14 protein-coding genes are annotated in these 14,680 nt (G+C 40.9%); 13 read left to right on the forward strand and 1 reads right to left on the reverse strand.

The annotated features are described in order from the left end of the window. Window positions 1-445 precede the first annotated feature (445 nt). From BT147_RS15890 to BT147_RS15895, 4 genes are all read left to right on the forward strand, one after another. Window positions 446-2,041, forward strand: a complete 1,596-nt coding sequence (locus BT147_RS15890) for a phage tail family protein (protein WP_072335106.1) — start codon at window positions 446-448, stop codon at window positions 2,039-2,041. Window positions 2,042-2,054: 13 nt separating this feature from the next. Further along, window positions 2,055-2,396: a hypothetical protein gene (locus BT147_RS11065; protein ID WP_072335109.1), complete on the forward strand. Its 342-nt coding sequence runs from the start codon at window positions 2,055-2,057 to the stop codon at window positions 2,394-2,396. Between the two features lie 13 nt (window positions 2,397-2,409). Next, entirely contained in the window at window positions 2,410-2,757 is a 348-nt protein-coding gene (locus tag BT147_RS11070; RefSeq protein ID WP_072335112.1) for a hypothetical protein, read from the forward strand. Window positions 2,758-2,938: 181 nt separating this feature from the next. Then, the gene (locus BT147_RS15895) at window positions 2,939-3,097 is read left to right on the forward strand and encodes a phBC6A51 family helix-turn-helix protein (protein ID WP_286119362.1); all 159 of its coding nucleotides are present in this window, start codon (window positions 2,939-2,941) and stop codon (window positions 3,095-3,097) included. A gap of 433 nt (window positions 3,098-3,530) precedes the next feature. Here BT147_RS15895 and BT147_RS11080 read toward each other — a convergent pair whose 3' ends face one another. After that, window positions 3,531-4,898 (reverse strand): helix-turn-helix domain-containing protein, encoded by a 1,368-nt coding sequence (locus BT147_RS11080; protein WP_072335115.1) that lies wholly within the window; start codon window positions 4,896-4,898, stop codon window positions 3,531-3,533. A 404-nt stretch (window positions 4,899-5,302) separates the two neighbouring features. Between BT147_RS11080 and BT147_RS11085 the strand changes: the two genes are divergently transcribed. The 9 genes from BT147_RS11085 to BT147_RS11125 all read left to right on the forward strand — a co-directional run bounded on the left by BT147_RS11085 (window position 5,303) and on the right by BT147_RS11125 (window position 14,674). Continuing rightward, entirely contained in the window at window positions 5,303-5,671 is a 369-nt protein-coding gene (locus BT147_RS11085) for a hypothetical protein (protein WP_072335118.1), read from the forward strand. 311 nt (window positions 5,672-5,982) lie between these two features. Continuing rightward, complete coding sequence (locus BT147_RS11090) at window positions 5,983-6,750, forward strand: YiiX/YebB-like N1pC/P60 family cysteine hydrolase (protein WP_072335121.1); 768 nt, start codon at window positions 5,983-5,985, stop codon at window positions 6,748-6,750. 57 nt (window positions 6,751-6,807) lie between these two features. Continuing rightward, window positions 6,808-7,821, forward strand: a complete 1,014-nt coding sequence (locus tag BT147_RS11095; RefSeq protein WP_072335124.1) for a hypothetical protein — start codon at window positions 6,808-6,810, stop codon at window positions 7,819-7,821. Between the two features lie 837 nt (window positions 7,822-8,658). Beyond that, the gene (locus BT147_RS11100; RefSeq protein WP_072335128.1) at window positions 8,659-9,837 is read left to right on the forward strand and encodes an acetyl-CoA C-acetyltransferase; all 1,179 of its coding nucleotides are present in this window, start codon (window positions 8,659-8,661) and stop codon (window positions 9,835-9,837) included. 17 nt (window positions 9,838-9,854) lie between these two features. Beyond that, complete coding sequence (locus BT147_RS11105) at window positions 9,855-10,709, forward strand: 3-hydroxybutyryl-CoA dehydrogenase (RefSeq protein ID WP_072335131.1); 855 nt, start codon at window positions 9,855-9,857, stop codon at window positions 10,707-10,709. Window positions 10,710-10,729: 20 nt separating this feature from the next. Beyond that, window positions 10,730-11,869, forward strand: a complete 1,140-nt coding sequence (locus tag BT147_RS11110; RefSeq protein ID WP_072335134.1) for an acyl-CoA dehydrogenase — start codon at window positions 10,730-10,732, stop codon at window positions 11,867-11,869. A gap of 58 nt (window positions 11,870-11,927) precedes the next feature. Beyond that, window positions 11,928-13,070: an acyl-CoA dehydrogenase gene (locus tag BT147_RS11115; protein WP_072335137.1), complete on the forward strand. Its 1,143-nt coding sequence runs from the start codon at window positions 11,928-11,930 to the stop codon at window positions 13,068-13,070. A 12-nt stretch (window positions 13,071-13,082) separates the two neighbouring features. After that, on the forward strand, window positions 13,083-14,042 hold the full coding sequence (meaB, locus tag BT147_RS11120) for a methylmalonyl Co-A mutase-associated GTPase MeaB (RefSeq protein ID WP_072335140.1): 960 nt from the start codon (window positions 13,083-13,085) through the stop codon (window positions 14,040-14,042). Continuing rightward, complete coding sequence (locus tag BT147_RS11125) at window positions 14,042-14,674, forward strand: TetR/AcrR family transcriptional regulator (protein WP_072335143.1); 633 nt, start codon at window positions 14,042-14,044, stop codon at window positions 14,672-14,674. Before meaB ends, BT147_RS11125 begins: the two co-directional genes overlap by 1 nt. Window positions 14,675-14,680: the final 6 nt, after the last annotated feature.

A 14,680-nucleotide genomic window follows, 5' to 3' on the forward strand; every position in this document is an offset into this window, starting at 1 on the left:
CAATGTTTACAAATCAATTTTAGGAGAGGGGAGATTGAGGATTGATTTAATCCTTATCCCTCCTCTTTTTTTCTTTTCTAGTTATCCAAAAGTGAAGAAGCCTGTTATCAAGTTATCAAGGCTTGTACTAACTTACATAAAAATATTTTTCTACAGGTGTGTCAGTCATGTATAAACCAACGAATAAAATAATGTCTTCACTCGAAGGTAACTCTATATACCTGCCCCTATACTAGTTTAGTGCCTTCACTTCTGTTAGCGTATGGCTACTAAGAAGAAGGACAAATATAAATGTAACTATTACGATTAAATATTGAAAAAACTCCAATTTTGTTATATAATATTAGAATAGGTAATTTTATATTTAGCATGTAAATCGCAGATAGACGAAAGGGGTGGCATATGCTGCCCTTTTTCGTTGGGTTATGGGGGAGATATTCCATCTATGAGAAACAACACGAATAGAAAAAGATTATCGAAATTCTTACTTATTATGATGGTTGTCTTTTTAAGCTTTGGTTACATAGGAAATGGTGTCGCATATGCTGTGGATTTCAACATCGATAATACTCCCATAAATGGAGGATTCAATCAAGACATTGCTCAAACATCAACCGCAACGGAAAAAGGATGGCTAGAGTCTGCAGGAGATTGGATTAGTGACAAGTGGGACGGTTTCACAGATTGGTGTAGTGAAACGTGGGATGATATAAACAATCTATTGGACGATCTAGGTGCTAAGATTCAGGATATCATGGACACTGCATGGAAGTGGGCATTAGCAATCGGATCTGCAGCTACATTAGCATGGGCATTTTTGAAGAAGCAGATTCCTGCACTACAAGCCGTTGAATGGGCATTCTCTTTTATCAAAGGTGCATTACGAGGATTGGCTGACATTGTGATCGGGGTCTTTGACTTAGTGGTTGGAGCCTTGGGACTACTTGCCTATATCGTTTTCAATCCGATTGAGTCAGGAAAGAAGCTTGGACATTGGATTACGCATCCGGGCGAAGTCTGGAACAACATATCGAATATGGTAGGCGGAGTCTGGAATGAGATAACTGAATCGTGGGATCGAATGGTTGTGAACGGTGATGCGAATTCTCGTTCAGAGTGGTTAGGTTATGCGACGACACAAATTGTCGGTATATTCGTTGGGACAAAAGGCTTAGATAAAGCAGGCAAGGCAGGCTCTGTTGTTTCAAAGGCAGGCGGCATCTCTAGTAGATTTCCTCTAGCAAGTAAAGCTTTTGATGCAATCTCTGATTCATTCAAAGGATTCGGTGACAAAGTAAAGTCATTCGGCGATAATCTATTCGGTAATGCCAAGAGAATACTTGCTACCACTACAGCAGGTGCGATGTTACTTACAGGGATTACGTTTGTGTGGCCGAAGATTGAACCGTACATAATGAAGTTCTCGGATTGTGTGGCCATACAACAGCAGGATACAAGGCATTATTTTGCTTCGATGCAGTTGGCTGGGAAGATTGATTGTCCGAGTGGAAATAGTTCACAGGCTCTTGATGAAACAATCCTTCCTAAGGATATAGATTATGAGGAATTGTTAGCAAAAGGAAAACTATTTGCTAGTAAGACGGAATTTCCTACAGGTATTGATGATAAGGTTACAATAATTGATCAACAGTTGATTTGGAAAGGTGATATTCCTACCTTTACTGATAGTAATTATCGAACAGTAGTAACGAATGAAGAGATTACTTTGTATCGTGTTTATGGTAATAAGGAAGGTGAACGAGGGGCTTTAAAAGTTGGTTCATTTGCTACGACCTCACCAGCCAAAAGCCGTGTGCAAGTACAAAGGGACAGTGCTCTATTACCTGAGTGGGGAAATACGATGGAAAAAGAGGTTACAATTACAATTCCTAAAGGTACTACCATTAATATAGGGAAAGTAGCACCTCAGACAGCAAAAGATACGGGAATTGAATATCCTGGAGGCGGAGATCAGATATTATTACCATATCCGGCGAAAGAAGAGTGGTTTGGAGCAACTCGAGATGTTCCAATTAAATGAGGAGGTAGGGTGTATGTCAACAGAATTAAATTTAGAGAAGGTAGTAGTAGAAATTAGAGATTGGTTTGAAGAAAATGAAGCGACATGGCTTATGCTACCTACTGGTTGGGATGGTCGTCCATATGACAACATTCATCGTTTGCAGTTTCTCGCACATCGTCCTAGTAAGCTCCTACTTGAATTAGATCAACATGGCCTTTTTATTTTTACAGACTTAAAAGGATTTCAGCGAACTGACACTAAAAGTGAAACGGTCTTGAGATTCTTTGACTTTTCTCAGTGTATTGTTGTGGGGGACACTTACCATAAGGTATACAAAGAAGGATCTGTACAATTTCTCGCCCCAAAACGTTAGTGAGGGAATTAAAATGGATACGGTAGTAAAAGACATTGAGCAATGGTTTCAAGAACAGTTATGTGCAGGTCTCATTTTACCTACTGGCTGGAATGGAAGACCTTATGATAATGTATATCGTCTTACTTTTGTTGCAGGCCGTCCTCGGTGGCTTATGATCGAACTAGACGATAATAGTCTTTTCGTAATCACAGATTTAAAGGAGTGTAAGCCGTCTGAATCAGAATTGACTCTTTCAGGCTTTACTCAGTTTGTTCGGCATAATCCGGGCGGTGATACTTTTGATCCGAGTATGGAGGTTTTTACAGAGGGATCAATTCAATTAGATAAAAGGCTATTTTATTTAAGTGTGGACTTGTAATATTGCTAACTTATAATAAGTGGCTATTTTAGGTCTGAATGTTCTGTATATATTAATGTCGTCAACTATAGAGAAGTGCTTGAGCTATATGGACTGTATGGAACTGTATATGGATGAATGGATAGGATTAACAGTAATTAAATTAACTAGAAAATAATCAAGAATCGGGGAGATGTAAGACGTGGGAAAATATAAATCTAGAACAGTGTTAAAGTCTGAACAATACAAGACGATCGCACTAATGATCTACAAGGATGTAAACGGTCTGACAAACGATCAAATAGCGCATGAGGTGGGGATAAATCCATCTACTATTTATGAGTGGAAGAAAAGGGAATAGCTGAATTGTTAGCAGAGCTGGATAGGGTATAAGCCTAGACAAAGTATAAGAGGGATAGAGGCTGTCTAGGTTTCTGTCCTTTAATTTTGTATATAGATTGTCCATAAATAACGTAACAAAAGAATAATTTTGTAACTATAAATAAAAATAGTTGAACAAAAAAATAAGAGGGGGTACACAGGGGGGGCTACCCCTAAAAATGCTGTAGAGGAGCCTGTTAATAATATCTATGTCAAAAAATACTTTAAACTGAGCTGAACAAAAAAAGCCACCTGTTAAGGTAGCTAGAGCTTTCTATGATGGTTCTGGTTCAATTCGTTGTGTAACATCCTTGGTCAGAGATGAAACAGAGACGGAATTAAAACTAATATCAAATATGCCCCACATAAACAGGGTAGAAATAGCAACTAGAGAGGAAATACCCATGAGAATTTTAAACGACGATTTCATCATAATAGTAGTCCCCTTTCAAGCTTGTAGTTGATTGCAAACAGTAAAACTGACTAGTGCAATAGTAGAATTTTTGCTGATCTACGTCTTTCCAGTAGTTAGCAAGACGGGACCATGCTTGTATTTCCAATTCTGTGTAGTTATAGCGGTGAGCAAGTGTTTGTGCATTTTCATAAAATTGAACAGCATTAATAGGATCGCTTTGATTAAGACTGACATCACCTGATAAGATTAGTGCTGAGAACAGCATGGGTGCATCGTTTAGACTGAATGACATTTCTCTGGCTGTCCTAGAGTATGGTTCTGCTTTATTCCACAATTGTTGCTGAGAATAAAGAATACCAAGCTTCAAGTGTGCAGAGGCCATTGATTTGGATTCAACTAGATCAGATGGAAACTCAATAGCTAACAGAAGTCCTTTCTCTGCTTCTTGGAATTTGCCCATAGAAGTTAATGCACTTGCGATACATAACCAAAACTCTAATATCATGTTGAACGAACCATTTGATTCTGCTAGCTCTAGTCCCTGCTCTGCATAATGCAAGGCTTCTTCAAATTCGCCAGCTTTGCGAGTGTAATGTGACCTTAACCAGTAGTACTTCAATCGTACATTGGTATCTGTAACTTTATGAAGAGATGAACTAATCTCATCTAATAAAGTCAGAATACCTTCAGTTCGATTTAACTTATGCAAGAAAACTATTTTATTCAAATATAAACGAAAAATCAAATATTGTCTATTGCTTCCTTTCGTGAATGATTGTATTCCTGTTTCAGTGAAATGCAGTGCTTGATCCAATTTGTTATGATGATGCATACAAAAGGCTAGTTCATTAAGAGAAGCAGATTCGATGTTACTTTTATCAGGTTCGGTTTGATCTGATAATAGCTCTAGGACATGAAAGAATGATTTTTCAGCACATTCCCATTTACCCATTTCTTTTAAACATTGTCCTCTTTGAAAATGGAGTAAAGGAGCAGAAGGATGTGAATCAGTAATATCAATATGCTCCATAGTTTTTATTGACTTATCATAGAGGCCTAATTTCAGAAATGATTCTGCTGACTTCAGTTGAAAGTTAAGTTGTGCTGTTATATCCCTTTCTTGCTCAAGCATGTCAGAAAGTTCTTCCATGGTGGATATGCCTATTTTTTCGAGTAGATAAATAATCATATCTGTTGTGTGTTGGTCTGTCCCTCGCTCGATGTTAGATATAGTTGTTGTTGATATTTTCCCATCGTCCCAGTCCTTCAACCGGAGTTTTCTAGCTTCTCGGACTTTGCGAATCAACATTCCGATCTCTTTTCGATTCTCTTCAATAAATGTTGAATCTATCTCGCATGTCTTCAATTGAACAACTCTCCTTTCAGTAAAAAATAAACGAAATTGAAATCATTTCATAGTGTTTTAATTATTATTATATTTAAATTCTTTGATTGTTATAAATAATCCTGCTGACTCTTTATGGTTTATGTATATTTTGCTAAGTAGAATGTGAACCAGAGAAAAATTTTATTTTGACATGTAAACCTATTTTTATTTTGAATTTTAACTAGACAAATTGAATTTCCAAATTTCTAAAATCATAGACAAAACAATTGTTTTTTAAGTATCATTCAGCTATACAGAAATTTAGGTATAGATATTCCGGGGTATTTATCAAAATACTCAATAGATTGTCACAACCACAAGAATATAAAAGCATACATTTTATTACTGATAATCTACTGTAACGAAAGGTAGGAGAATTTACAATGGTAGAAATCCAAGTGACAGGCCCTAAAGAAGAGGTTCAATCGGTTGTGTCAGAGTTGTACCGTAGCCCTAGTTTAGAGGTACTAAAAGAAGAGTCTGGATGCAAAATTGAAGATGCAAATGTGCGTAATAGTGTGAAGTGCTTTGTTAACTATTTGCCAGACAAGCGGACAAGCTTAGTTCAGATTATTAAGACGGATGAACAGAAGGTTGACTTTAAAATGTTTGACATGGTTGAAGCAGTCGAATTTAAAGGGATAAAAGTGTATCGGGGAAGAGAAGTCGACATTTTCAGTCTCATACAAGAAGAAAAGGAAGGCTTTTTACTCTGGATGAAGCTTAAAAAAATCTTTGACAAACAAACTTAAAGCCCACAGGAGAAAGGGGTGATGTCAAATGTAGATAAGTGGTAGAAAATCTATTACACCTAGTAAGTGGTCGCTCTGGTCATTGCTTCACATGATCTTTAACTAAATACGGTGGATGTAGAGAAGAGTAGGCTCATCCTTTGTATTTTGGTTTTGGTGTAAAAGGGCGAGACTGATTTTTTAGTAGAAATCTATAAACCTAATGAATGAAATTTGAAATGTACAAATAGATAATCTATAAATTGGTTTCTCCCTAACATTCAAAAGGTAATCAAGTTTATCTATTAGAATATATGAAGGAGAGATTGGAAATGAGAGGTAAATTTTTTGGTTTGCTGTTATCGTGTACAGTGGCATTTTCTAGTATGTCGTTTGTGGCATTTGCAGAGGAAGAGAATTCTATCCAGAAAAAGATTATGGAAGCCAATCAAGATATGCAGGAAACTATCAAAAATATGCCACTAGATGAGCAAGAAGCGGCAAGAAAAGAGTGGGAACGTTCGCAGAAAGATTATGAGGAATTCCTTCGTAAAGATGTAAAAGTTGATCCAGTAAAAGTAGCGGAAGCGTTGCGGTCAAAATTCAATGATCCGAACATCACGGTGGAAGATGCAAAGAATCTAGTAGGTGCGTTAGGATTTCCTCCAAGCCACCATACAAGAGGAGATGTTTTTGTCACATGGGATAACAAGACTTCTGGTTTTAGACATGGGCATGCAGGGATTGGCTCACATAGTTCGAGTCTCACTGTAGAGTCTTTTCCAGAAGGTGGAGTGCAGTATAGAGCCCGTAGTACATGGCCAAATAACACAAGAAAATGGGCGGCCTATTTGGTTGATGGTGCAAAGAGTGATGAGTACCAATCAGCCGCTAGTTTTTCAGAAAATAGTGTTGGAAAGCCATATAGTAGAGATTTCTTTAATAAACGGAGAACAGACAGATATTACTGTTCATCAATTGTTTGGAGAGCATGGGTGAATCAAGGTTACGATTTAGATTCCAATGGTGGTGGAGCGGTTTTACCGTCTGATATTGATAGGAGCAAGAAAGCAATCGCCTATTATACAAAAGGTTTTTAATGAATAAGTCGGTGGAAATTCCACCGACATCTTTTTTGAAAGTGAGTGAGTAGATAGATGGGAAGCAATTATCGAATCTTCAAGTTACTATTATTGACTATGGTGGTCATTTCAATTTCAATTGGTTGTCAACCAGATGAATTAAAAGGGGAGTACGGGGTTATCTTTACGGACTGTGGTTCAAAAGAGAGTGAATTTGTCAGCTTTGATGAATCGGGCAAGAAGGTGTCGAAAATTCCTATTTCAGCAAGGTGTAGTATTAAAGTGCAATATCATCCATCTGGAGGATATACGTTGCCTGCCTACAGTGATAAGAAAATTACCCACATCTCCAAAGAGGGAAAAGTGGAGATGGAGAATGTTCAGGCTCATGTTGCATTTATTAAAGAAACACCTGAATTGACTGTAATAGGTTACAATAACGATACCAAAAAAAATACGTTAGAAATCCGAGAAGCAGGGGGGAAAAAATTACTTGAATGGAAGGGAGTTTTAAGTGATGCTCAGATGGATGAAAAGTATATTTATGTCCAATCGAACAATATAAAATCAGGGGGGGCTTTTGAGCCTGTAGTCCTAGTAATTGATCGGAAAAGTAAAGAAGTAATCAAGGAAATTAAATTAGAAGAAAAATATGAGGTGGCTTTGTCAACCGAACTGATAAATCACAAATTGATTATCCCCTCGTGTTATGGGTGTAATGATCAATCGGTTGCTTCGATAGATGTAAATACATGGAAAGTGGAGAAACATCCGATTCCCTTTGCTACACCACAGATTTTAGCAAAACATAAGGATCATTTATTTGTGGTTAATCCTCAGGGAGAGTTGGCAGAACTAGATCATCAAATGAAAGTGATCAAACATAAGAAAATTAGTTCTGACAATATTGTAAGTATGCGAGCCTTTCCAGATGGCCTTTATCTTCTCAGACAGGATCACAATCAAAAGGTGACAAAATCAAGTGGTTCGATTGAAATTTACGATCTGGATAGCTGGGTTCTGAAGAAAAAAATTACATTGCCAGATCACGAAATGGTTGCATCAGATTTGATTCGATTGAAAAATTAAGCTAGTGATAGTAAGCGGGGGCTGTTATAGTCCCTATTTTTCCGCTTATAAACAGAATGTATATTCTAAATAATGATTCTGAGGTGATAGGTATGCAAGGGGTAATCAGCTTCAGGAGGCTATGGTATGTGAGAAAACTATAGTTGTTATATATACAGGTAGATACAGTAGGATATATAGGATCGTTAGAGGGTACTATGATACTCTCTTTTTTTCGTTTGAGTACTTTTCAGATGATCGCAACCCGATAATGAAACAAACTTAATCCCATATGGTACAGGTATAGAAGATTCTCCTAATTTTCATCAGGAGCTGTGCAACAAATTAGATGAATTGTCGACTACAAAACCTACAAAATATATTTGTTGGTCAGTGCCTAGAGGACACGGAAAGTCGGCTTACCTGAGTAACATCTTTCCTGTTCATCAGGTTATGTATAGACAACGTAAGTACATCCTTATTATTTCTGAGACAGTGGCTATTTCTCAGCGGTTTCTAGAGTTTATATAAACGAATCTAAAACATTGACCAGGTCACACCTCTCTATATCATATTTGTATATCACACAGAGAAATATCCCTAACTCGCATTACAATATGCAGGAGACAGGAAGAAAGAAAATAGTGTAATATAAGTATAATAAACAGTCTAAATGCTACTAATTTATTTTCCAACTCTTTCTCTAATCCTTATTAGACCGAAATGAAATACTATTGTAAATAAAAATTTAATCCTGTATCCTTAACTTGTAAGCGTTTGCATATTTGTTGCAATCCAAAAATGAACGAACGCTCGATCAAGAGAAACCATTGGGAATTCATCTGGAGGTGTATGTTTGTGAGAGAAGCAGTAATCTTAGGTGGAGCTCGTACTCCATTTGGTAAATTTGGTGGGGCATTAAAAGATCAAACGGCTGCTCAGTTAGGCGGAGTGGCGATTCAAGGTGCGCTTCAGCGTTCGGGAGTAGCGGCTGACCAAGTAGAAGAACTGATTATGGGAATGGTGCTACAAGCAGGTGCTGGGCAGATTCCATCCCGTCAAGCGGCTCGTTATGCAGATCTTCCTTGGGAAGTGCGTACTGAGACGATTAATAAAGTATGTGCTTCGGGGATGAGAAGTGTAACGTTATCCGATCAAATTATTCGCGTAGGTGATGCGGAGATAATGGTGGCAGGTGGCATGGAGAGTATGAGTAATGCTCCGTATTTGCTTCCACAGGGTCGGTTTGGGATGCGTATGGGAAATAGCCAAGCTGTAGATTCCATGGTACATGATGGCTTGTGGTGTGCTTTCCATGATGTTCATATGATTGTACACGGTAGCGCCATTGCGAAGAAGTATGAAGTGAGTCGCGAAGAGCAAGATGAATGGGCGGTTCGAAGCCATCAGCTAGCCGCGGCGGCAATAGATGCAGGTAAATTTGCGGATGAGATTGTGCCTGTTCATGTGAAGTCTCGCAAGCAAACGATGGTGGTCGATCAGGACGAGGCGGTTCGTCGTGATACCAGTATCGATGCATTAGCCAAGTTAAAGCCAGCTTATGTGACAGACGGTACGATTACAGCGGGAAATGCACCTGGTGTAAATGATGGTGCGGCAGTAATGGTGCTGGCATCTCGCGAGAAGGCAAAAGAGTTAGGTGTGGAGCCAGTGGCAACATTATTAGGACATGCGGCGATTGGTCTAGAGGCACCTTATTTTCCGATTACCCCAGCCTATGCTGTTCAGAAATTATTGAAGAAACATAATCTCACGATTGATCAGATTGATTTATTTGAAATGAATGAAGCGTTTTCAGTAGTCGCGCTTGCGAATGCTAAAATCCTTGGTGTAAACCCTGACAAAATAAATGTAAATGGTGGAGCAGTCGCCCTTGGTCATCCGATTGGGGCAAGTGGCACTCGCATTATCCTTACCTTAATTGAGGAGCTAAAACGTCGTGGTGGTGGTCTGGGAGTAGCGGCGATTTGTAGCGGTGCGGCGCAGGGAGATGCTGTATTGATTCGAGTAGGTTAAGTGAAGGAGGGGTTTTTATGTCGATAAAATATGTGACAGTCATTGGAGCAGGCCAGATGGGAAGCGGAATTGCTCAGGTATTTGCTCAATCTGGTTTTGAAGTGACTCTATTAGATCAGCAGGAAGCATTTGTACAAAAAGGATTGTCTTCGATCGAAAAGAACCTAGCGCGTCAAGTGGAGAAGGGGCGTAGTTCTCAAGAAGAAATGGATTCTATTTTGAGCCGAATTACAGGTGTGACTGAACTGAAAGTAGCTGCTACGAAGGCTGATTTAGTGGTGGAGGCTATTGTGGAACAAATGGAAGCAAAGGTTTCGTTATTCCAGCAATTAGACGGAATTTGCCCGGCACATACTGTTCTTGCATCCAATACTTCCTCTCTCCCTATCACCGAAATTGCCGCAATGACGAAACGCCCAGAGAAAGTGATTGGCATGCATTTTATGAACCCGGTACCAGTGATGAAACTAGTAGAAATCATTCGCGGGCTTGCGACGGATCAAGCAACCTATGATTTGGTTGAGCAGTTATCAAGGGAGCTAGGTAAGCATCCAGTAGAGGTAAATGATTTTCCGGGCTTTGTATCGAATCGAATCCTGATGCCGATGATTAATGAAGCTATTTATACCGTTTATGAAGGAGTGGCGACACCAGAAGCGGTGGATGATGTGATGAAGTTGGGAATGAATCATCCGATGGGACCGCTCACGCTGGCTGATTTCATTGGACTTGATACCTGTTTATATATTATGGAAACCTTGCATGAAGGATTTGGAGATTCCAAGTATCGTCCATGTCCCCTTCTACGAAAATATGTGAAAGCTGGATGGCTAGGAAGAAAAAGTGGACGTGGTTTTTACGTATATAAGTAGGATAGCTGGGAGTGGGTTGGATGCGTTTTTCGTTTACGGAAGAACAGATTTTATTACAGCAAATGGTACGCGATTTTGCTCAGAAAGAAATTGCGCCCGAAGTGGAACGGATGGAGACAGAGGACCGCTTTCCACGTGAAGTGATTCGGAAGATGGGGGAACTCGGCTTAATGGGGATCCCGATTGCGGAGGAGTGGGGTGGATCTGGGGCAGACTTTATCTCTTATATCCTAGCGATCGAAGAGATTTCGAAAGTGAGTCCAACGATAGGGGTCATCCTATCTGTGCACACCTCAGTAGGAACACTCCCTCTTTTGAGATATGGAACGGAACAGCAGAAGCAACGTTATATCCCTAAGTTAGCCAGTGGAGAGTATATCGGCGCATTTGGTTTAACAGAACCTCAATCGGGATCCGATGCCAGTCAGCTTCGCACGACAGCTAAGCGTGTGGGAGAGGAGTACATCTTAACAGGCAACAAAATGTTTATTACCAATGCAGAAGCGGCTGATTTGTATACCGTTTTTGCCGTGACTGATCCGGATAAAGGGAGTTACGGAATCTCTTCTTTCCTTGTGCATAAGGATACCCCAGGATTCTCGATTGGGAAAAAAGAGAAGAAAATGGGGCTTCACGGTTCCAATACATGTGAGCTGATATTGGAAGAAGCACGGGTTCCAGCAGATCATCTGATCGGTCGTGAAGGACAAGGATATGAAATCGCCTTAGCGAATCTAGCAAGTGGTCGTGTCGGAATCGCGGCGCAGGGATTAGGTATTGCACAAGGCGCTTATGCGGCGGCAAATGCCTATGCGAAAGAGAGAAAACAGTTCGGGAAACCACTTAATGCGATACAAGCTATTCAATTTAAATTAGCTGATATGGCGACTCAGATAGAGGCCTCACGCTTGTTAGTCTACCGTGCGGCGGAACTAGTCTCGCAGAAATTACCTTGTAAAAAAGAAGCGTCCATGGCGAAGATGTTTGCGACAGATGCCGCAATGAAAGTTACGACAGAGGCGATTCAGGTTTTTGGTGGATATGGTTATTCCCGTGAGTATCCAGTTGAACGTTTCTTCCGAGATGCGAAGGTTACACAAATCTATGAGGGAACAAATGAGATTCAGCGGATTGTGATTGGGAATGAGATTGTGAAGTAGATTTGAGAAGCTGTGGTCCCTTAAAACGATAAAACCTAACAAAAAGGGTGAAGACAACATGCAATTCCGTCTATCAGAAGAACATGAAATGATGCGCCAAATGGTACGCGATTTCGCTGAAAAAGAAGTAAAACCAAGTGCCGCAGAACGCGACGAGCATGAGATTTTTGATCGTTCGATCTTTGATAAGATGAGTAAATTGGGCATGGCAGGAATCCCGTGGGGAGAGGAATACGGCGGTGCTGGTTCGGACTATCTTAGCTATGTAATCGCAGTGGAAGAGCTATCCCGTGTATGTGGATCTACAGGGGTTACGTTATCGGCACACATCTCACTGGCTAGCTATCCCATTTTCACATTTGGAACGGAAGAGCAGAAGCAGAAGTATCTCAGGCCACTTGCTGAGGGAACGAAGTTAGGCGCCTACGGCTTAACAGAACCAGGCTCAGGCTCAGATGCTGCCGCGATGCGTACGACGGCCGTCAGGGACGGAGACGATTACATTTTAAATGGAAGTAAGATTTTTATTACCAATGGTGGAGATGCAGAGATCTATGTCGTCTTTGCCGTTACCGATGCTTCGCTCAAACATAAGGGGATTACTGCATTTATCGTTGAAAAGGGAACTCCAGGCTTTTCAATCGGGAAGAAGGAGAAGAAACTGGGGATTCGGGCATCTGCTACAACGGAAATTATTTTCGAAGATTGCCGTATTTCGAGTAGTCAGCGCCTAGGAGCTGAGGGAGAAGGCTTTAAGGTGGCGATGAAGACGCTAGATGGCGGACGAAATGGGATTGCGGCTCAAGCAGTGGGGATTGCTCAAGGGGCATATGAGGAAGCACTCTCTTATGCGAAGGAGCGCAAACAGTTTGGTAAGCCACTTATCGCATTGCAAGCTATCCAATTCAAACTAGCTGATATGGCAACCAAGATCGAAGCTTCTCGTCTGCTTACGTATCAAGCGGCATGGCTAGAAGCGAAGGGACTTCCATATGGCAAAGCATCTGCGATGGCGAAGTTATTCGCAGGAGATACAGCGATGGAAGTGACGACCGAAGCGGTTCAGGTTTTTGGTGGGTATGGTTATACACGCGAGTATCCAGTGGAGCGTATGATGCGGGATGCGAAGATTACTCAGATTTATGAAGGAACCAACGAGATTCAGCGTGTTGTCATCGCGAAATATATTTCGAATGAATAAGAGTGATATCGGATGAAGGACTGGATCCAGGGGATTAAAAATCGGGAAAGAAGGGCGATTGCACGAGTGATCACCTTCTTAGAAAATAATCATTCGGACGCAGAGTTTTTAATACAAGAATTAGAACGACTAGAAAAAAAAGCATATGTCATTGGGATTACGGGTCCTCCTGGAGCTGGAAAGAGCACATTGATTGACTGTTTAATCACGACACTCCGAGCGAAGGGACTACGTGTGGGAGTTATTGTAGTAGATCCAACAAGCCCCTTTACGGGAGGAGCGATCCTCGGTGACCGTGTACGAATGGTTCGTCATGCGTTGGATGAGGGCGTATTTATTCGTAGCATGGGTAGTCGGGGTAGTCTCGGAGGTCTTTCGCGTGCTACCAAAGATGCGGTTCGTGTGCTAGATGCGGCGGGCTTTGATGTGATCATCGTAGAGACTGTGGGTGTGGGGCAATCGGAGCTAGAAATCATGCATCTAGTGGATAGTGTGGCTTTGGTTGTTCATCCGCATAGTGGTGATGTGGTGCAGGTGTTTAAAGCAGGTGTGATGGAGATCGCTGATCTGTATGTGGTGAATAAAGCGGACATCTCCGGGGCGGTGAAGATGGTTGCTGAGATTGAACAGTATGTACATGTAACACATGATCACAGCGAGTGGAGCCCGACGGTATCCCAGACGATTCCGATACAAGGAAAGGGGATCGTTGAATTATGGGAGCAGTTTCAGCATCATCGAGTCTTTTTACAAGAAAGTGGTGAAGGGATTCGTCGCCGTAAGGAGCAAACGGTCCGTGAGATAAAAGAGAGAATTGATGCTGAGTTTCAGGCCTATCTTCAGCAATGTACCCAGGAACCTGCATTCCAAGAGCAGATGAATGAGGTTTGGCATGGCAAGAAGTTGCCCCACCAATTTGCTCGTGAATGGGTCAAGAGTCATCTGATTAGACAGGATCGGGAGGGGATGTAGTGACTAAGAAGCAGGAAGTGATTCCCTCTATGATTAAAAACCAGAGACTTGTACAAGAGCGACGGCAACAGATTGTAGAAGGGGCAGTTAGGCTATTTATCGAGAAGGGATTCCATAAAACAACCACCCGCGAGATCGCTCGTGAGTGTGGTTTGTCGATTGGGACGATGTATGAATACATTCAGTCCAAAGAGGATGTTCTCTATCTCGTTTGTCACTATATTCATTCCTTATTACTAGAAAAACTCCATTCCATTTCCTCACATCATCTAACAGCTAAGGAAATGCTAGAATCGAGCCTCGCCCAATATTTTCAAATCATGGATGAACTACGTCCCTATGTAGTACTAATCTATCAAGAAACGAAATCTCTTCCCCGTGAGCAGATGAAGCTAGTGCTAGCGAGAGAGGAAGAGATCACGCTTTTTTTTGAAAAAATGTTAGTACAAGGGATCAAAGATGGCTCATTCCAGATCCCTGTCTCTTCTGTTCGACTAACGGCACACAATATTGTCGTACTAGGGCAGATGTGGGCCTTTCGCTATTGGGCACTAAGAAAAATGTACACACTCGAAGAATATACAGAAAAGCAAGTTTCCCTATTAATGATAGAGATACCAAACAAGGGGTGAGACGAT

Source organism: Thermoactinomyces sp. DSM 45891 (genome assembly GCF_900119485.1).
GTDB lineage: Bacteria > Bacillota > Bacilli > Thermoactinomycetales > Thermoactinomycetaceae > Baia.

What these genes read in the sequence shown, in the direction of transcription:
- BT147_RS15890 (WP_072335106.1), top strand. Translation starts at nt 446, where the DNA reads ATGAGAAACAACACGAATAGAAAAAGATTATCGAAATTCTTACTTATT.
- BT147_RS11065 (WP_072335109.1), top strand. Translation starts at nt 2,055, where the DNA reads ATGTCAACAGAATTAAATTTAGAGAAGGTAGTAGTAGAAATTAGAGAT.
- BT147_RS11070 (WP_072335112.1), top strand. Translation starts at nt 2,410, where the DNA reads ATGGATACGGTAGTAAAAGACATTGAGCAATGGTTTCAAGAACAGTTA.
- BT147_RS11085 (WP_072335118.1), top strand. Translation starts at nt 5,303, where the DNA reads ATGGTAGAAATCCAAGTGACAGGCCCTAAAGAAGAGGTTCAATCGGTT.
- BT147_RS11090 (WP_072335121.1), top strand. Translation starts at nt 5,983, where the DNA reads ATGAGAGGTAAATTTTTTGGTTTGCTGTTATCGTGTACAGTGGCATTT.
- BT147_RS11095 (WP_072335124.1), top strand. Translation starts at nt 6,808, where the DNA reads ATGGGAAGCAATTATCGAATCTTCAAGTTACTATTATTGACTATGGTG.
- BT147_RS11105 (WP_072335131.1), top strand. Translation starts at nt 9,855, where the DNA reads ATGTCGATAAAATATGTGACAGTCATTGGAGCAGGCCAGATGGGAAGC.
- BT147_RS11110 (WP_072335134.1), top strand. Translation starts at nt 10,730, where the DNA reads ATGCGTTTTTCGTTTACGGAAGAACAGATTTTATTACAGCAAATGGTA.
- BT147_RS11115 (WP_072335137.1), top strand. Translation starts at nt 11,928, where the DNA reads ATGCAATTCCGTCTATCAGAAGAACATGAAATGATGCGCCAAATGGTA.
- meaB (WP_072335140.1), top strand. Translation starts at nt 13,083, where the DNA reads ATGAAGGACTGGATCCAGGGGATTAAAAATCGGGAAAGAAGGGCGATT.